Genomic DNA, 18,143 nt, shown 5'->3' on the forward strand with positions numbered 1-18,143 from the left:
AACAGGGAAATGCTATGCGGCTACTGCTGCAGGGCTGCGAGCATCTTAAGGAAACATAATGAAGACGTTAATTCAGGGAAAAGCGCTGGCGCTGCTGCCGCTTGCGACGCTCATGCTGTGGGCCTCACCTTCAACAGCGCTGGCGCAAGGGTTTATTGAAGACAGCAAGCTGGATGGCAACATCTATTACTGGCAGCGCCACCGTGAACGTAAGGATCTCAATCCTGCCAGTCACCACTATCAGCACTATCAAACCAATCTGCACCACAGCACGTTGACGGGCGCGCTGGACTACCAGTCTGGCTATCTGGCTGATTTCGCGGGTGTGGATGTTGCTGCTTTTGCCACATGGGATCTGTTTGAAGGCAGCCCGGCCCATCCCAACGAAATTAGTTTCAGTCACGGGCCTTCAATGTGGGAAGACCGTGGCGTGGGTGAGAGGAGCGGCCTTGATCTCTACCGTGCGGCGTTGAAGCTGAGGGCCGGTGATTACTGGCTGCGCGCCGGTTACATTCAGCCAACCGGGCAAACGCTGCTCGGTACCCAGTGGGGTTTTCTGCCGGGTACTTATCAGGGGGCGGAAGTGGGGGCTGTATATGACTTTGATGCTGCCGGTGCGCTGTCGCTCTCATGGATGTGGGCCAATAAGTATAAGGCACCGTGGTATCGCAAAATGTACGAATTTCGCGAGATCGATCGCCAGACGCGTATCCCTTACCTGCACTCGCTGGGGGGCAAGTACGACTTCAAAAACGGCAATACGCTGGAGCTGGCATGGGGTGAATCGCCACACTATCTGGATAAGTATTTCGCCAAAGCCGCACGCCAGACCACGCTGGGTGATAACCCGTTCAGCGCCAGCTGGCAATTTTATGGTTCACACGATCGCACAGGCCGCCACGATGTTTACGACACCTTTGCCTGGCAGCAGGGCTTAACGCTGGGCTATCAGGTGGATCGTTACCGGTTCCGGCTGGAAGGAAGCCTGGTGCATGCACCCGGAAAACAGGGCTACTACACCGTAGCGATGACGCCACTCTATCCCAACTCCGCAGGGCGTATTGATATGTGGTGGGATTCACGCTCTGACTTTAACGCCGACGGCGAAAAAGCGCTGTTTGCCAGCATGATGATCGATCTGAGCGACATTGTCTGGCCCGGCGTTAGCGTCGGTGGCTCGTTTGCCTGGGGCTGGGACGGTAAACCCGCGCGCGGCGGTGACTGGTCGCAGCAGCAGCGCCTGACGGAGAGAGCGATCAGTGGCGATGTGGCGTGGCAGGTGCAGTCCGGTTGGGCCAGAGACACAGTATTTAAACTGCATCTCACCGCATACAACAACCATAGCGATAACCCCAGCTGGGGCGGTGGCTATGGCAACGTATTTCAGGATGAAAAGGACATCAAGTTCCTGATGATTGCCCCTTTTAGCCTGTTTTAATCACTCACGACACTAAGGATGATGACCATGAGGATTCGTTTAACCGCACTCAGCGTTGCGCTGCTGATGGCCGGGCTGGCCCATGCTGAAACCCACGTTTTAATTAATCAGGTGGGTTATGAGGTCGCCGCGCCAAAAAGCGCGATTGTGCAGTTAACCGGCGATTCGCGCGCGAAGCCGCCGGTAAAATTCACACTGCTTAACAGTGAAACCAATCAGCCAGTACTGGACGGTACACTGCAGCCACAGGAAGAAGTGCAGGGCTGGGGCGATCGCCACTTCTATCGTGCCGATTTTTCCGGCTGGCAAACGCCGGGTCGCTACGTGCTGCAGACCACCAGCAGCGACGGCGATGTCCGTTCCGGGCCGTTTATCATCGGCGCCGATCTGCTGGAACGCTATACGCTCTCTGACGTCATCGCCTACTTCAAGAGCCAGCGCGTGACAGGCCTGTTTGATAAATCGGATCGCAGATTGCCGCTGCCTCCGGGAACGGGCACTGGTACCGTTGATGTGCATGGTGGCTGGTACGATGCGACCGGGGATTATGGTGTGCACCTGTCACATCAAAACCTGACGTCTTATTTCAACCCTCAACAGGCGCCGCTGGTGGCATGGAGTTTATTGCGGGGTTACCAAAACCTTGGCGCGCGCCACAATGAGAATTATGACGAGTATCGCCGGCGCATGCTGGACGAAGGCTTGTACGGTGCAGATTTCCTGGTGCGTATGAAACGCCCGGGGGAATCTTTCTTCCAGGCGATCTCTTCGCCGGGTAAAGAGAAACTGGCAAAAGATCGGGTGATTGCGAATCCTAACTGGCGCACACAGATCAAAGAGAAGGATACGGATTCAACCATTGTGGAAGAAGAAGCCGTTGGGCCACTGGCATGGCAGGCCAGCTTCCGATCCGGCGCGGGGATGTCGATTGCCGCACTGGCGCTGGCCAGCACCATGGAGAATGACGGAAACTTTACGCGCCAGCACTATCTGCAGACGGCCGAAGACGCCTTTGCTTTCCTGCAGAAAAACAATGTGCGCATGGTTAACGACGGTAAAGAGAACATCGTTGATGACTACACGGCGCTGCTGGCAGCAACGGAACTGTATCGTGCATCGCACAAAGCAATGTATCTGCAGGCGGCGCAGCAGCGCGCGCAAAACCTGATGGCGCGCCTGGTGACGCTGGATAACTGGCAGGATTACTGGCGTGCCGATAATAACAAGCGCCCGTTCTTCCATCCCTCTGACGCGGGTTTGCCCGTGATTGCGCTACTGGAATATGCCAGCATTGCGCCGCAGGATCAGCAGGCGAAAATCAGGCAAACCGTAAAAAGCTCGCTGGGCTTTGAGCTGGCCGTCACTAAAGAGACGTCTAATCCATTTGGCTACGCGCGCCAGTTGATTCAGTTGAAAGATGGTACGAAACGCACCAGCTTCTTCTTCCCGCACGACAGTGAAGCAGCGCCATGGTGGCAGGGCGAAAATGCGCGCATCGCCTCGCTGGCTGCCGCAGCCCGGCAGGCAATGCCGCTGTTTGCTGATGACAGAGCCTTTACGCAACAGCTGCGAAGCTACGCCTGGGATCAGCTTAACTGGATCCTCGGTAGTAACCCGTTTGATGTCAGTATGTTGACCGGCAGCGGCTACCGGCACATCAGCTATCTCTTCTTTAACTCATGGAAATACACGACGCTGCCGGGGGGTATTGTGAACGGTATTACGGGTGCGTCGGACCAGGTAGCAGACGGCATCGCTTTTGACGAAGGGTATGCCGTGACGCGCAAAGATGATGACTGGCGCTGGGCGGAAGGTTGGCTGCCACATTCTGCCTGGTATCTGTATGCGGTAAGTTTGCCGGACCGCATCTGATCGTCACGTTTGCCCGGCTTTATGGCCGGGCATTTTTGTTTCTGCTGCAACCTTTGATCGCGTATTGTTGCGGCAAATGCCCGCAGTTGCGTGATTTACGCCTACCACTTCCTGCGCCTCACCGCTAGAATGCAAACATCCTTGTGCTACCAGTCTCCTCCTGAATGCGCCATAGCCGGTGCTATTTTGGCGCAGTCTGGCGGGTAAAGGCCGGTTAATGAATAAAGGTCAGGAACAGATGCGGATACGGCTCAGCAACCATGGTGGAACTCATGCTCACCGCGCACGACATACGTTTGCGGCGGTACAGGCTGTCGCACGTCAGTACGCTCAGCGCGGTGCTGCTGTTCTGCTGGCTGCGCAACCGGCTGAGGCACGCTGGCATGGTGAATCGGCGCATCGAGACGCTTCTGGCGCAGCTGCGTGCGCAGGGGATTGACGATGAATATCTGCTGAAAGCGATCGCAGATGTACCGCGCGAACGCTTTATCGACGAGGCATTTGAGCACAAAGCCTGGGAGAATGTCGCGCTGCCTATCGGTAACGGGCAAACCATCTCACAGCCTTACATGGTGGCGCGAATGACAGCGCTGCTGGAGCTCAATCCGGAATCACGCGTGCTGGAAATTGGCACCGGCTCCGGCTATCAGACCGCTATTCTGGCGCATCTGGTCAATCACGTTTACTCCGTTGAACGTATCAAAGGGCTGCAGTGGCAGGCTAAGCGCCGCCTGAAGCAGCTCGATCTGCACAATATCTCCACCCGACACGGTGATGGCTGGCAGGGATGGGCTGCACGCGGTCCGTTTGATGCCATTATTGTTACCGCTGCGCCTCCTGAAATTCCGACTGCGCTGATAGCGCAGTTGGGCGAAGGCGGCAAAATGGTGCTGCCGGTTGGCGAGGATCAGCAGGTGCTGAAGCGCTTACGGCGTCAGGGCCATGAAATTATTGAAGAGATTATTGAGCCAGTGCGTTTTGTACCGCTGGTTCAGGGTGACCTGGCGTAAGCGGTAGCTACGTATTTCTTCACAATCGTTACGTGGCATGGCGCAGTTGATATTGTTACTATCCTTGTTAATCAACGCGAAAGACCGCTTATGCCGTTTCAGGCAGTGAATAATGCGGTGACAGCTGTTACACAGTTTTATCCAGGATTGCCATCACGGGGGATCAATGAGCACGGGAAGCACAGTATTTCAATTACGCCGTCTGGCGGCACTTTCACTGGTGAGTTTTTGGCTGGCAGGCTGTAGCTCTGGCGATAATACCCAGGCACCTATTAGCCAGGTTGGCAGTAATAACGCCGATAGCGGCATGGCTCCGGCATCAGGTGGCGGTGTACCGAGTGGCGGTATGCTCTCCTCGCAAAACAGCACCGTACCGGCAATGCCACGCGGTGGAATGTTAAGCAGCAATACAGCATCGGCGCCAGCCTCTGGCGGAATGGTTAGTACCAATAATAATGTGGTCACGGAAAATGGTCGCATTGTGTACAACCGCAATTATGGGAATATTCCGAAAGGAAGCTACGGTGGCGAGACTTATACCGTCAAACGCGGCGATACCCTGTTCTATATTGCCTGGATAACCGGCAACGACTTCCGCGACCTGGCGCAGCGCAACAATATTCAGGCACCGTATGGCCTTACAGCCGGACAAACCCTGCAGGTGGGTAACGGTAATGGCCAGACGATCACCGGTGGCAACGCAATAACCGCAGCGGATGCAAGCCAGGGTGGAGTGCCTGGGACAAATACCCAGACGCAAATTAAATCCACCCCTGTTGCACAGCAACCTGTTATTACGTATTCTGATGATTCGGGTTCGACAGGCGGGAAAATGCTGCCGTCGAAAGGGGCAAATAATGTGGCAACGACCACAGCTCCGGTTACCGCACCGCCTACAGTCAGCAGCACGACTAACAGCTCAACGCCAGTGGGAAGCTGGCGTTGGCCGACTGATGGGAAGATCATCGATAACTTCTCCGCTGCGGAAGGCGGAAATAAAGGTGTCGATATCGCCGGGTCGCGTGGACAACCTGTTGTCGCTACTGCTTCAGGAAGGGTGGTGTACGCAGGCAACGCGCTCCGTGGGTACGGTAATTTAATCATCATCAAACACAATGATGACTACCTGAGCGCCTACGCCCACAACGATACCATGCTGGTTCGGGAACAACAGGAAGTTAAGGCGGGGCAAAAAATCGCTACCATGGGTAGCACCGGAACCAGTTCCGTAAGATTACACTTTGAAATTCGTTACAAGGGGAAATCCGTAAACCCGTTGCGTTATTTACCGCAGCGATAATCCGGCAGAACCTTTGGTGTTCTGCCCTTGGATCACGGGTAGGAGCCGCTTATGAGCCAGAATACGCTGAAAGTTAATGAGTTACACGATGATGCGGAATTCGAGGAGAACGGAGCTGAGGTTTTTGATGAGAAGGCTCTCGTTGAGAACGAACCTGGTGATAACGAAGTAGCAGAAGAAGAGTTGTTGTCACAGGGTGCGACGCAACGCGTTTTAGATGCGACGCAGCTGTACCTCGGAGAGATTGGTTATTCACCACTGTTAACGGCGGAAGAAGAGGTATTCTTCGCCCGTCGCGCATTACGAGGTGACATTCCTTCTCGTCGCCGCATGATTGAGAGTAACTTACGCCTGGTGGTGAAGATTGCCCGTCGTTATAGCAATCGTGGTCTGGCCCTGCTGGACCTGATTGAAGAGGGTAATCTCGGCCTGATTCGTGCCGTAGAGAAGTTTGACCCGGAACGTGGATTCCGCTTCTCAACTTACGCCACCTGGTGGATTCGTCAGACTATTGAACGGGCAATCATGAACCAAACCCGTACTATTCGTCTGCCGATTCACATTGTTAAAGAGCTGAACGTTTACCTGCGTACCGCGCGTGAACTGTCGCACAAGCTTGATCATGAGCCGAGTGCGGAAGAGATCGCCGAGCAGCTGGACAAACCCGTTGATGACGTGAGCCGTATGCTGCGTCTTAACGAGCGCATTACCTCGGTTGACACCCCACTGGGTGGAGACTCCGAAAAAGCGCTGCTGGATATCCTGGCCGATGAGAAAGACAACGGCCCGGAAGACACCACGCAAGACGATGATATGAAACAGAGCATCGTTAAGTGGCTGTTTGAACTGAATGCCAAGCAGCGTGAAGTGCTGGCGCGTCGTTTCGGCCTGTTAGGCTATGAAGCGGCAACGCTGGAAGATGTAGGCCGTGAAATCGGGTTGACCCGTGAACGTGTCCGTCAGATTCAGGTTGAAGGCCTGCGTCGTTTGCGGGAAATCCTGCAGACTCAGGGTCTGAATATCGAAGCACTGTTTCGCGAATAAGCATTAACCGAGCATAAAAATGGTGACCCTTGGGTCACCTTTTTTTTTGCCTCAGTTATCTGTTGCAGCACGCTGAGCGCGGTGAGGGCGCTCTGCGTGGTGACCGGATTACACCAGCGTTTTCAGCCGATAGATCCACTCCAGAGCCTGTTTTGGCGTCAGGCTATCCGGATCAAGCGCTTCCAGCGCATCCACAGCCGGCGACGTCTCCGCCACCAGTAGCGGCAGCTGCGAGCCCTCGACAGTAGATGTGGCGGAACTGCCAGATAACGTTTCCAGCTCTTTTAACTTATGGCGCGCACGCTTAATCACATCTTTCGGTACACCCGCCAGCGCAGCGACCGCCAGCCCGTAGCTCTTGCTGGCAGCACCGTCCTGTACGCTGTGCATGAAGGCAATCGTATCGCCATGCTCAACCGCATCAAGGTGCACGTTTACCACGCCCTCCAGTTTTTCCGGCAGGGTAGTCAGTTCAAAATAGTGCGTGGCAAACAGCGTCATCGCTTTAATGCGATTCGCCAGGCTTTCGGCACAGGCCCAGGCCAGCGACAGGCCGTCATAGGTTGATGTGCCGCGACCAATTTCGTCCATCAACACCAGGCTGTTTTCCGTGGCGTTGTGCAGGATATTAGCCGTTTCCGTCATTTCAACCATGAACGTAGAGCGACCTGACGCCAGGTCATCGGCGGCGCCCACACGTGTAAAGATGCGGTCGACAGGGCCAATAACGGTCTCTTCTGCCGGTACGTAGCTGCCAATCCACGCCATGAGCGCAATCAGCGCGGTCTGGCGCATGTAGGTGCTTTTACCGCCCATGTTCGGCCCGGTGATGATCAGCATGCGACGCTGCATAGAGAGCGCCAGCGGATTAGCGATGAACGGCTCTTTGAGTACCTGTTCCACGACGGGATGGCGGCCAGCGGTAATACGGATCCCTGCTTTCTCCTGCAACACCGGACGGCAATAGTTGAGCGTCCACGCGCGTTCTGCCAGGTTAGCGAGCACATCCAGTTCCGCCAGTGCAGCCGCGCTGAGCTGTAGCGCCTCCAGATGCGGTAGCAGTCTATCGAACAGCTCATCGTACAGGCTTTTCTCCAAAGCCAGCGCTTTGCCTTTTGAGGTCAGAACCTTGTCTTCGTACTCTTTCAGCTCAGGGATAATGTACCGTTCGGCGTTTTTCAGCGTCTGACGGCGAACATAGTGGATAGGTACCAGATGGCTCTGGCCTCTGCTGACCTGAATATAGTAACCGTGCACTGCGTTAAAACCGACCTTCAGCGTATCCAGTCCAAGCTTTTCACGTTCACGGATCTCAAGGCGATCCAGATAGTCACTGGCGCCGTCAGCCAGGGCACGCCACTCATCAAGCTCGGCGTTATAGCCAGGTGCAATGACGCCGCCGTCACGCACCAGCACCGGTGGCGACTCAATAATGGCCTGCTCCAGAAGGGCGCGCAGATCACTGAAATCACCCATTTGCGTGCGCAGATTGATCAGCTGCGTTGCGGTCACCCCCTCCAGCTGGCTATTTAGCTCTGGCAGCTGCTGAAACGCATGACGCATGCGCGCCAGGTCACGCGGACGCGCCGTGCGTAATGCCAGGCGCGCCAGAATGCGTTCCAGATCGCCCACCTGACGCAGAACCGGCTGCAACTCCTCACTAAGGGATTGCAACTCAGCGATAGCGTCCTGACGGCGGTTGATGGTGGCCACGTCGCGCAGCGGCATATGCAGCCAGCGCTTCAGCATGCGGCTGCCCATTGGCGTGACGGTTCGGTCCAGCACCGCAGCCAGCGTATTTTCCGTGCCGCCGGCAAGGTTTTGCGTGATTTCAAGATTACGCCGCGTTGCCGCATCCATGATCACGCCATCCTGCTGGCGCTCCATGCTCAGTGAGCGGATGTGCGGCAAAGAGGTGCGCTGCGTATCCTTAACATATTGCAGCAGGCAGCCAGCCGCACGCAGTGCGAGGTGCGCCTGTTCAACGCCAAATCCGCTTAAATCACGCGTGCCAAACTGCAAATTGAGCTGCTGGCGCGCGGTGTCGATCTCAAACTCCCACAGCGGACGACGGCGCAGGCCACGCCGCTGATCGATCAGCGTCATCGCCTGTAAATCTTCGGGATAGAGCAGCTCTGCCGGATTGGTGCGCTGCAACTCTGCCGCCATGGTTTCAGCATCGGCCGGCTCGCTCAGCCGGAAACGGCCAGAGCTGATATCCAGCGTTGCGTAGCCGAAGCCGCGCTGGCTCTGGAAAATCGCCGCCAGCAGGTTGTCCTGACGCTCCTGCAGCAGGGCTTCATCACTGATGGTTCCCGGCGTCACGATACGCACAACTTTGCGCTCAACCGGCCCTTTACTGAGTGCCGGATCGCCAATCTGTTCGCAGATAGCTACCGACTCGCCCAGTTGTACCAGTTTGGCCAGATAACCTTCCACGGCGTGGTAAGGCACGCCTGCCATAGGGATAGGTTCACCCGCTGACGCGCCGCGTTTGGTCAGGGATATTTCCAGCAGCTGTGAGGCGCGTTTCGCATCGTCATAAAACAGCTCATAGAAATCGCCCATGCGATAAAACAGCAGGATGTCAGGATGATCGGCCTTCAGTCGCAGGTACTGCTGCATCATGGGCGTATGGGCGCTGAAGTCCATTGGCTCTGCTCCTTTCATCTTGTTCTCACTCAGAATGTACTCTTCATAACCGGAGGCTGGCTAATGACAGCCTGGATGTGCCGTTACCATACAGGTGACGAAAGGGCAGATATTACCATTTTTGCGGCACTGCCTTCATCCGCCACGGGCGTTTATGGCTGCCGACCATAGCAAATTGCGCAGAGCGGTAAAAAGTAAATTTTACGGGAAAAAGCAAAGTGTGGAGCGGTTTCGCAAATTTGCCCTGTAACAGGCTGAGACGCATGAAAACTGACGTGAATTTAACATATTGCTCTGTAAGTCGCCGCGTTGAACGATTACCATGAACGCCTCTGATTTCACCTGGCTGATGGATATCCGATGCGTTTTAAGGTTGCTCTTCTTCCGCTTATTTGTCTGCTTGCTGCATGCAGCAGTAAGCCTGCCCCTCAGCAGCAAGCCGCCGTTGTGCCTGCACCTAAAGGCGGTTTTCTGCTGGAACCTTCCCATGCTATTCAGCCGATGTTCGGCGATTTCGCCGGTAATCCCGCGGCTGAACAGTTTATTGATCAGATGGTCGCGAAGCATGGTTTTAACCGCGAGCAGTTACACGCGGTGATTGGCCAGGCTAAACGGCTGGATTATGTCTTGCGCTTGATGGATCAGCAGGCACCTTCCTATACGCCACCGGCCGGACCAAACGGCGCATGGATTCGCTACCGCAATAAATTCATTACCCCCGATAACGTGCAAAACGGCGTAGCCTTCTGGAATCAGTACCAGGATGCACTGCAGCGAGCGCAGCAGGTATATGGCGTGCCGCCGGAAATCATTGTGGGCATCATCGGTGTGGAGACGCGCTGGGGCCGCGTTATGGGGAAAACCCGTTTACTGGATGCGCTGGCAACGCTCTCCTTTAGCTATCCGCGTCGTGCTGCTTACTTCAGTAGCGAGCTGGAAACCTTCCTGCTGATGGCGCGTACCGAGCAGGATGATCCTCTCGATCTGCGTGGTTCTTTTGCCGGCGCGATGGGCTATGGGCAGTTTATGCCCTCCTCCTATAAGCAGTATGCGGTCGACTTCAATGGCGATGGACACATCAATTTGTGGGACCCGGTGGACGCCATTGGCAGCGTAGCGAACTACTTTAAAGCGCACGGCTGGCGCGCGGGGCAGACGGTAGCGGTTCCGGCCAGCGGTCAGGCACCGGCTCTGGAAAATGGTTTCAAAACCCGTTATCCGGTGAGTACGTTGACGGCAAGCGGCCTCACGCCGCAGGGTTCTCTTGAGGGGAACGATCAGGCCAGCCTGCTGCGGCTGGATCTGGGTACCAGTTATCAGTACTGGTATGGCTTGCCTAACTTCTATGTGATCACACGCTACAACCATAGCACCCACTATGCGATGGCGGTGTGGCAGCTGGGCGAAGCCGTGGCGAAAGCGCGTCAGGGCAATATGCTTTAGCTCTGTCCTTATAAAGTATAAGGGTATAAGATGGCGCCCCTTTTGCGGTGTCATCTTCATCGCATCCCGATCGCTGAGGAGCGCTTATGAGTACTTTACCTGTCTGTCCTGCCTGCCAGGCCGATTACACCTGGCAAGATGGCGATAATCTGAACTGCCCGTCATGTGGTCATATCTGGTCCGCAAGCGCGGCGGATGCCGGCGACAGCCTGATTGTACGTGATGCTAACGGCAATCTGCTGGCTGATGGAGATAATGTCACCGTGGTGAAGGATCTCAAGGTTAAAGGCAGCTCCTCAACCCTGAAAATAGGGACCAAAGTGAAAGGGATCCGTCTGGTCGAAGGCGATCACAATATCGACTGCAAGATCGAGGGTTTTGGCCCGATGAAGCTGAAATCTGAGTTTGTGAAAAAGAGCTAAGGGCAGGGCGGCCGTATGCCGTCCTGCGCAGATCGCTACGCCTGGCTTTTGATTCTTTTCTCCCGCTGCTATCCCGATGCAGATGTCCGTTGCTTGCATCTGCCGGATACGCCATCGCACTTTTCCCTTCGCATCACCCGCTAAAAAAGAGGTAGTGTGTGGCTCTCTCGACAAGACAGGAGCATTGCCATGCAAGACTGGAATCCCGGGCTATATCGTCAGTTTGAATCAGAGCGGACGCGTCCGGCTCGCGAGTTACTGGAGCGTGTTCCGCTTAAAGACGTAGGCACCGCGACCGATCTGGCTGCGGGCCCGGTAACAGCACTGAGCTGCTGGTTCAGCAATGGCCCCAGGCAGAGGTAACCGGACTCGACAGCTCTGAGGCAATGCTGGAGCAGGCACGTGAGCGTCTGCCAGGCTGCCATTTTCAGCACGCCGATATTCGTACCTGGCAGGCTGAGCAACCGCAGCAGCTGATTTATGCTAATGCTTCACTGCAATGGCTTACCGGACATGATACGTTGCTGCCGCATCTGGTTGAGCAGCTTGCCGCTGGCGGCGCGCTGGCCATACAAATGCCGGATAACCTTGACGAGCCCTCCCATCGGCTGATGCGTGAAGTCGCAGCAACCTCGCGCTGGCAACCCCTTATCTCAGCGCAAATAGCCGATCGCAAACGCCTGCTTTCCACCAATCAGTACTATGATCTTCTTAGTGAGGCAGGCTGTCAGGTGGATATCTGGCGTACCACCTATTACCACCCAATGGCCGATGCACAGGCTATTATTTCATGGCTGAGTGCTACCGGATTGCGTCCTTTCCTTGCCGCGCTGGATGACAATCAGCAGGCCGATTTTTTGCGTGATTACCATCAGGCGCTGCTTTCTGCGTACCCGGCACGCAGTGATGGGCAGGTTCTGCTGGCTTTCCCGCGTCTGTTTATTGTCGCTGTGAAAACGCGTGGTTAATGCTGGAATACACTGCGCAAAATCGAAGGCTGGTGGTTGAAAAGGCCCGCATGCCATACCATTTACTGCTAACGTGAAGCGCCATAACAGGAGAGGGCGAACAGCGATGAACGATGCACAGCTACAGGCGTTAAGCAGCCGTATTGGTGAGGTGCTTAAACAGCATCAGGCGACGGTCACGGCAGCGGAGTCCTGTACCGGCGGCTGGATCGCTAAAGTGTTTACGGATATCAGCGGCAGTTCGGCGTGGTTTGAACGCGGTTTTGTGACCTACAGTAATGAAGCCAAACAGCAAATGGTAGGCGTTCTGGCCGCTACGCTGGCACAACATGGCGCTGTCAGCGAGCAAACCGTGCGTGAGATGGCAGCGGGGGCCTGTAAAGCGGCGCATGCGCAGTTTGGTATTGCGGTCAGCGGGGTTGCAGGACCAGACGGCGGCACCGATGAAAAACCGGTGGGCACAGTATGGTTTGCCATAGCCGGGCCGCATGAAAAAGTGGTTACGCAGTGCCAGGTTTTTGCAGGCGATCGTGAGGCGGTTCGGCGTCAGTCAGTTGGCTTTGCCCTGCAATTACTCCTTGATGAATTTCTGATAAATTAAGCTTGATACTGTATGACTATACAGTATAATTAGCACCAACAGAACGGGCAGACATACACGATGTCAGCTCACCCGGCATGATTAGGAGTGTAAATGGCGATTGACGAGAACAAACAGAAGGCTTTAGCTGCCGCGCTGGGCCAGATTGAGAAACAATTTGGTAAAGGCTCCATCATGCGCCTGGGTGAAGACCGCTCGATGGATGTTGAAACCATCTCTACCGGCTCCCTGTCGCTGGACATCGCGCTGGGCGCGGGTGGCCTGCCGATGGGCCGTATTGTAGAAATCTACGGGCCAGAGTCATCAGGTAAAACCACGCTGACGCTGCAGGTCATCGCGGCTGCACAGCGTAAAGGCAAAACCTGTGCCTTCATTGATGCCGAGCACGCGCTGGATCCGGTCTATGCGAAAAAGCTGGGCGTGGATATCGATAATCTGCTGTGTTCACAGCCGGATACCGGTGAGCAGGCGCTGGAAATCTGTGATGCGCTGGCGCGCTCTGGTGCGGTTGACGTGATTATCGTTGACTCCGTTGCTGCGCTGACGCCAAAAGCAGAAATCGAAGGTGAAATTGGTGACTCACATATGGGCCTGGCGGCGCGTATGATGAGCCAGGCAATGCGTAAGCTGGCCGGTAACCTGAAGCAGTCCAACACGCTGCTGATCTTCATCAACCAGATTCGTATGAAGATTGGTGTGATGTTCGGTAACCCTGAAACCACAACGGGTGGTAACGCGCTGAAGTTCTACGCCTCTGTCCGTCTGGATATCCGTCGTATCGGCGCGATTAAAGAGGGTGATGAAGTGGTGGGCAGCGAAACCCGCGTGAAAGTGGTGAAAAACAAAGTGGCTGCGCCGTTTAAGCAGGCTGAATTCCAGATCATGTATGGCGAAGGTATCAACACCTTTGGCGAACTGGTTGATCTGGGCGTGAAGCACAAGCTGGTGGAGAAAGCCGGTGCGTGGTACAGCTACAACGGTGACAAAATCGGACAGGGTAAAGCGAACGCGACGAACTTCCTGAAAGAGAACCCAGTCATCGCCAATGAAATCGACGTCAAACTGCGTGAGATGCTATTGACGGGCGCGACTGAGGAAGCGGGTGCACCAAAGGCTGCTGCTGACAACTACGAAGCTGCCAGCGAAACCAACGAAGATTTCTGATACACCCCAACGGGAGCAGCGATGCTCCCGTTTTGCTTTTCCCCCGCCAGTGCTTTCTCTCTCCGCCTTCTTGCTTTACTCTGCGCCTCTGCCATAACAAGGTTCAACTTATGTCATCAACACCCTCTGCGGCACCCGTGCCGACGTTTTCCCGTTTACTGGATCGCGCGATGCGTATACTGGCCCAGCGCGATCACAGCCGTGATGAGCTGAAACGTAAGCTACAGCTCTCCAGCCAGCGTGCGGCTTATCTGCAACAGCAGGAGGCAGTGCCCATCCCGGAAGAGTTACTGGAAAAGGTGCTCGACTGGTGTCAGGAAAATGGCTGGCTTAACGACCAGCGCTTTACAGAACGCTTTATTCAAAGCCGTGCCCGCAAAGGGTATGGTCCGCAGCGGGTGCGCATGGAGCTGCAACAGAAAGGAATCAGTCGTGAGGAGATAACGCAGGCGCTGTATGACACCGATGTTGACTGGGGCCAGTGTGCAGCAGACGTTGCGAAGCGTAAATTTGGTGAGCCCCTACCGCAGACCTGGGCTGAGAAGAGCAAAGTACAGCGTTTTCTGATGTCGAAAGGCTTTATGATGGAAGATATTCAGGCAATTTTCAGAAATATTGATGACTGAAAGGCGATGTGATTTTACTTCCCATTGAAGAAAATTTATCTTATTCCCACTTTTTGTTCCTCACTCACTGACAGACCGGACGCATAGGGTTTGCCAGTGAAAAGGAACGTTCGTTAGCGTGATTCCAGGAATTTTATGAGCAAGAGCACTGCTGAGATCCGTCAAGCGTTTCTCGACTTTTTTCATAGCAAGGGACATCAGGTTGTAGCCAGCAGCTCCCTCGTACCGAACAACGACCCGACGCTGCTGTTTACCAACGCAGGCATGGTGCAGTTTAAAGACGTTTTCCTCGGTCAGGATAAGCGCGACTATGCGCGTGCCACCACGTCACAACGTTGTGTGCGTGCCGGTGGTAAGCACAATGATTTGGAAAACGTCGGCTATACAGCACGTCACCACACCTTCTTTGAAATGCTGGGCAACTTTAGCTTTGGCGACTACTTCAAAAAAGATGCGATTGCCTATGCCTGGGAACTGTTAACGGGCGAGCAGTGGTTTAAGCTGCCGAAAGAGCGTCTGTGGGTTACCGTTTACGAAACCGACGATGAAGCTTTCGAAATCTGGGCCAACGATATTGGTGTGCCACGCGAGCGTATTATCCGCATCGGCGATAACAAAGGCAGCGCCTACGCTTCCGATAACTTCTGGCAGATGGGTGATACTGGCCCTTGCGGCCCGTGCACCGAAATCTTCTATGATCACGGTGACCATATCTGGGGAGGCCCGCCAGGCAGCCCGGAAGAGGATGGCGATCGCTACATTGAGATTTGGAATATCGTCTTCATGCAGTTCAACCGTCAGGCCGACGGCACCATGGAGCCGCTGCCAAAGCCCTCTGTTGATACCGGTATGGGTCTCGAGCGCATTGCTGCCGTTCTGCAGCACGTTAACTCCAACTATGAAATCGATCTGTTTGCCAAACTGATCAAAGCGGTGGCGCAGGTAACCGGTGCTACCGATCTGAACAATAAGTCGCTGCGCGTTATTGCTGACCACATCCGCTCATGTGCCTTCCTGATTGCCGATGGCGTCACCCCATCGAATGAGAACCGTGGCTACGTGCTGCGCCGTATCATTCGTCGCGCGGTGCGCCACGGGAATATGCTGGGTGCCAAAGAGGCGTTCTTCTACAAACTGGTTGCGCCACTGATTGAGGTGATGGGGGCGGCTGGTGATGATCTGAAGCGTCAGCAGACGCACGTTGAAAACGCGCTGAAAACTGAAGAAGAGCAGTTTGCCAGAACGCTGGAACGCGGCCTGGCGCTGCTGGATGAGGAGCTGGCCAATCTGAAGGGCGATACGCTGGATGGTGAAACCGTATTCCGCCTGTACGATACGTTTGGCTTCCCGGCTGATTTAACGGCGGACGTGTGCCGCGAGCGCGATCTGAAGATTGATGAAGCGGGCTTTGAGGCCGCAATGGAACAGCAGCGCCAGCGTGCGCGTGAAGCCAGCGGTTTCGGCGCTGATTATAACAGCGTCATTCGCTTCGATTCGGCGACTAATTTTAAAGGCTATGACCATCTGCAACTGGAAGCGACCGTGCAGGCACTGTTCGTTGACGGGCAGCAGGTTGAGCAGGTAAAAGCCGGGCAGGATGCCGTAGTGATCCTGAATGAAACGCCGTTCTACGGTGAATCAGGCGGCCAGGTCGGCGACACCGGCGTTCTGACCGGGAAAAATGCTGAATTTAGCGTGCTGGATACGCAAAAGTATGGCAAAGCGTTCGGTCATATCGGTAAGCTGAACCACGGTGAGCTACGCATTGGTGATAGCCTGCATGCCCAGGTCAATGCAGAGCGTCGCGCACGCATCGTGCTGAACCACTCGGCAACGCACCTGATGCATGAAGCGCTGCGTGAAGTATTGGGCGATCATGTTGGTCAGAAAGGCTCACTGAACAACGACAAATATCTGCGCTTTGACTTCTCACATAATGAGGCGATGAAGCCACAGCAGATTCGCGAAGTTGAAGATATCGTTAACGCACAGATTCGTCGCAACCTGCTTATTCAGACCGAGGTAATGGATCTTGAAGAGGCAAAAGCGCGTGGTGCCATGGCGCTGTTTGGCGAGAAGTATGAGCAGCAAGTCCGCGTAGTGAGCATGGGCGAGTACTCTGTGGAGCTGTGTGGCGGTACCCACGCTGCGCGCACCGGGGATATCGGCCTGTTCCGTATTCAGTCAGAAGCGGGTACCGCAGCGGGCATACGCCGTATCGAAGCGCTGACGGGTGAGGCGGCTATTGCTCAACTGCATGCGCAGAGCGACCAGCTTGCAGAGATTGCGCAGGTGGTTAAAGCCAACAGCAGCAACCTGAATGAAAAAGTACGCGGATTGGTTGATAACGTGCGCGCACTGGAAAAAGAACTGCAACAGCTGCGCGATCAGCAAGCGGCGCAGGAGAGCGCTTCACTGAGTAGCAAAGCCGTTGACGTTAAAGGCACGAAACTGCTGGTAAGTGAACTCAGCAATGTCGAGCCGAAAATGCTGCGTACGATGATGGACGATCTGAAGAATCAGCTCGGTTCAGCCATTATCGTGCTGGCAACCGTTGCTGAAGGCAAAGTGTCACTGATTGCCGGTGTCACCAAAGATCTGACCGATCGCGTTAAGGCGGGTGAGCTGATTGGCGAACTGGCGGCGCAGGTTGGCGGTAAAGGTGGCGGACGTCCTGATATGGCACAGGCTGGTGGAACGAACCCGCAGGCTCTGGCTGGCGCGCTGGCTGGCGTACAGGACTGGGTGAGTAACCGACTGTAACGAAATAAAACTAAACATCGTGAAGAGCGCCGGGACAGTTGTTCCGGCGCTTTTTAACGCGATGTGCAGCACCAGGTAACGACAAAGTCCGGTTGATGTAGTGTATTTCGGCTAAACTAACTATCAGCAGAATGTATTGGCGTGACAAAGCACAATCGTGTAATTGTCATAGGCATTGTTCAGCGTTATATGATGGATATGGCCGGGAGACCGAACAGGCCCGACTCTTTTAATCTTTCAAGGAGCAAAGAATGCTTATTCTAACTCGTCGAGTTGGTGAAACCCTCATGATTGGCGATGAGGTAACTGTAACGGTGCTGGGTGTTAAAGGTAACCAGGTCCGTATTGGCGTTAATGCGCCTAAAGAAGTTTCTGTACATCGCGAAGAGATCTACCAGCGTATACAGGCTGAGAAAACGCAAACTTCGAGTTACTAACGTATTCAGCGCCTCGCTCCACAGCGAGGCGCTACCTTTTTTGCTGTACGCTGCTATTTTGCCCCTCATCACTCTTTCCCTCTTTCTCGCTATTTTGTTAACTGCAACGCGCACCCGCTGTTGATTAATCACTCTTTTTGTTGCCAAAACATCCGTATTGCGCGTCATTTGTGCAATCAAACACTTGTGAAGAAAAAGTCGGGAAAAATTGTTTGACTTATAAGTCCGGGAAAGTAATATGTGCGCCACGCAGTGCCGATGAGCGGAAACAAAGTTCAGAAGCGCAGTTCGGAAGAACGCGTATGGTGAGGTGGCCGAGAGGCTGAAGGCGCTCCCCTGCTAAGGGAGTATGCGGTCAAAAGCTGCATCCGGGGTTCGAATCCCCGCCTCACCGCCATTTCCG

General features: G+C 54.8%; 14 protein-coding genes, 1 tRNA gene and 1 pseudogene. 14 read left to right on the forward strand and 2 right to left on the reverse strand.

The window, feature by feature from the left end; genetic code table 11:
* Positions 1-58: 58 nt before the first annotated feature.
* The gene (locus HA48_RS09715) at positions 59-1,438 is read left to right on the forward strand and encodes an OprD family outer membrane porin (RefSeq protein WP_128600983.1); all 1,380 of its coding nucleotides are present in this window, start codon (positions 59-61) and stop codon (positions 1,436-1,438) included.
* Between the two features lie 27 nt (positions 1,439-1,465).
* Complete coding sequence (locus tag HA48_RS09720; RefSeq protein WP_128600986.1) at positions 1,466-3,310, forward strand: glycoside hydrolase family 9 protein; 1,845 nt, start codon at positions 1,466-1,468, stop codon at positions 3,308-3,310.
* Between the two features lie 214 nt (positions 3,311-3,524).
* Here HA48_RS09720 and HA48_RS09725 read toward each other — a convergent pair whose 3' ends face one another.
* Positions 3,525-3,710: a hypothetical protein gene (locus tag HA48_RS09725; RefSeq protein ID WP_128600988.1), complete on the reverse strand. Its 186-nt coding sequence runs from the start codon at positions 3,708-3,710 to the stop codon at positions 3,525-3,527.
* On the opposite strand from HA48_RS09725, the gene HA48_RS09730 reads away from it, so the two are divergent.
* From HA48_RS09730 to rpoS, 3 genes are all read left to right on the forward strand, one after another.
* A complete protein-coding gene (locus HA48_RS09730; protein WP_128600991.1) occupies positions 3,694-4,320 on the forward strand; it encodes a protein-L-isoaspartate(D-aspartate) O-methyltransferase in 627 nt (208 codons plus the stop codon). The genes HA48_RS09725 and HA48_RS09730 overlap by 17 nt on opposite strands.
* Positions 4,321-4,486: 166 nt before the next feature.
* The gene (gene nlpD, locus HA48_RS09735) at positions 4,487-5,620 is read left to right on the forward strand and encodes a murein hydrolase activator NlpD (protein ID WP_128600994.1); all 1,134 of its coding nucleotides are present in this window, start codon (positions 4,487-4,489) and stop codon (positions 5,618-5,620) included.
* A 51-nt stretch (positions 5,621-5,671) separates the two neighbouring features.
* On the forward strand, positions 5,672-6,664 hold the full coding sequence (rpoS, locus tag HA48_RS09740; protein WP_021507339.1) for an RNA polymerase sigma factor RpoS: 993 nt from the start codon (positions 5,672-5,674) through the stop codon (positions 6,662-6,664).
* A 108-nt stretch (positions 6,665-6,772) separates the two neighbouring features.
* Here rpoS and mutS read toward each other — a convergent pair whose 3' ends face one another.
* A complete protein-coding gene (gene mutS / locus HA48_RS09745) occupies positions 6,773-9,316 on the reverse strand; it encodes a DNA mismatch repair protein MutS (RefSeq protein ID WP_128601013.1) in 2,544 nt (847 codons plus the stop codon).
* A 360-nt stretch (positions 9,317-9,676) separates the two neighbouring features.
* Between mutS and mltB the strand changes: the two genes are divergently transcribed.
* The 9 genes and pseudogenes from mltB (at position 9,677) to HA48_RS09790 (ending at position 18,137) form a co-directional block, all read left to right on the forward strand.
* Positions 9,677-10,759: a lytic murein transglycosylase B gene (mltB, locus tag HA48_RS09750; protein WP_128600996.1), complete on the forward strand. Its 1,083-nt coding sequence runs from the start codon at positions 9,677-9,679 to the stop codon at positions 10,757-10,759.
* Positions 10,760-10,845: 86 nt separating this feature from the next.
* A complete protein-coding gene (locus HA48_RS09755) occupies positions 10,846-11,181 on the forward strand; it encodes a zinc ribbon domain-containing protein YjdM (RefSeq protein ID WP_128600999.1) in 336 nt (111 codons plus the stop codon).
* 189 nt (positions 11,182-11,370) lie between these two features.
* A pseudogene (gene tam / locus HA48_RS09760) lies at positions 11,371-12,149 on the forward strand (trans-aconitate 2-methyltransferase).
* A gap of 106 nt (positions 12,150-12,255) precedes the next feature.
* Positions 12,256-12,750 (forward strand): nicotinamide-nucleotide amidase, encoded by a 495-nt coding sequence (gene pncC, locus HA48_RS09765; RefSeq protein WP_128601002.1) that lies wholly within the window; start codon positions 12,256-12,258, stop codon positions 12,748-12,750.
* A 93-nt stretch (positions 12,751-12,843) separates the two neighbouring features.
* Positions 12,844-13,914: a recombinase RecA gene (gene recA, locus HA48_RS09770; RefSeq protein WP_128601004.1), complete on the forward strand. Its 1,071-nt coding sequence runs from the start codon at positions 12,844-12,846 to the stop codon at positions 13,912-13,914.
* A 110-nt stretch (positions 13,915-14,024) separates the two neighbouring features.
* Entirely contained in the window at positions 14,025-14,540 is a 516-nt protein-coding gene (locus tag HA48_RS09775; RefSeq protein ID WP_244182825.1) for a regulatory protein RecX, read from the forward strand.
* Positions 14,541-14,675: 135 nt separating this feature from the next.
* Entirely contained in the window at positions 14,676-17,303 is a 2,628-nt protein-coding gene (alaS, locus tag HA48_RS09780; RefSeq protein WP_128601006.1) for an alanine--tRNA ligase, read from the forward strand.
* Positions 17,304-17,554: 251 nt separating this feature from the next.
* Positions 17,555-17,740 (forward strand): carbon storage regulator CsrA, encoded by a 186-nt coding sequence (csrA, locus tag HA48_RS09785; RefSeq protein WP_128601008.1) that lies wholly within the window; start codon positions 17,555-17,557, stop codon positions 17,738-17,740.
* A 304-nt stretch (positions 17,741-18,044) separates the two neighbouring features.
* A tRNA-Ser gene (locus HA48_RS09790) sits at positions 18,045-18,137 on the forward strand.
* The last annotated feature ends 6 nt before the right edge of the window (positions 18,138-18,143 follow it).

It is taken from the genome of Pantoea wallisii, from assembly GCF_002095485.1.
In the GTDB taxonomy this organism is placed as follows: Bacteria; Pseudomonadota; Gammaproteobacteria; order Enterobacterales; family Enterobacteriaceae; genus Pantoea; species Pantoea wallisii.

Excerpts from the sequence above, each read along its gene's own strand:
- mutS (WP_128601013.1), bottom strand. The coding sequence starts at position 9,316 with ATGGACTTCAGCGCCCATACGCCCATGATGCAGCAGTACCTGCGACTG.
- HA48_RS09730 (WP_128600991.1), top strand. The coding sequence starts at position 3,694 with ATGGTGAATCGGCGCATCGAGACGCTTCTGGCGCAGCTGCGTGCGCAG.
- HA48_RS09725 (WP_128600988.1), bottom strand. The coding sequence starts at position 3,710 with ATGCGCCGATTCACCATGCCAGCGTGCCTCAGCCGGTTGCGCAGCCAG.
- HA48_RS09755 (WP_128600999.1), top strand. The coding sequence starts at position 10,846 with ATGAGTACTTTACCTGTCTGTCCTGCCTGCCAGGCCGATTACACCTGG.
- alaS (WP_128601006.1), top strand. The coding sequence starts at position 14,676 with ATGAGCAAGAGCACTGCTGAGATCCGTCAAGCGTTTCTCGACTTTTTT.
- pncC (WP_128601002.1), top strand. The coding sequence starts at position 12,256 with ATGAACGATGCACAGCTACAGGCGTTAAGCAGCCGTATTGGTGAGGTG.
- mltB (WP_128600996.1), top strand. The coding sequence starts at position 9,677 with ATGCGTTTTAAGGTTGCTCTTCTTCCGCTTATTTGTCTGCTTGCTGCA.
- HA48_RS09775 (WP_244182825.1), top strand. The coding sequence starts at position 14,025 with ATGTCATCAACACCCTCTGCGGCACCCGTGCCGACGTTTTCCCGTTTA.
- HA48_RS09720 (WP_128600986.1), top strand. The coding sequence starts at position 1,466 with ATGAGGATTCGTTTAACCGCACTCAGCGTTGCGCTGCTGATGGCCGGG.
- nlpD (WP_128600994.1), top strand. The coding sequence starts at position 4,487 with ATGAGCACGGGAAGCACAGTATTTCAATTACGCCGTCTGGCGGCACTT.
- HA48_RS09715 (WP_128600983.1), top strand. The coding sequence starts at position 59 with ATGAAGACGTTAATTCAGGGAAAAGCGCTGGCGCTGCTGCCGCTTGCG.
- rpoS (WP_021507339.1), top strand. The coding sequence starts at position 5,672 with ATGAGCCAGAATACGCTGAAAGTTAATGAGTTACACGATGATGCGGAA.
- csrA (WP_128601008.1), top strand. The coding sequence starts at position 17,555 with ATGCTTATTCTAACTCGTCGAGTTGGTGAAACCCTCATGATTGGCGAT.
- recA (WP_128601004.1), top strand. The coding sequence starts at position 12,844 with ATGGCGATTGACGAGAACAAACAGAAGGCTTTAGCTGCCGCGCTGGGC.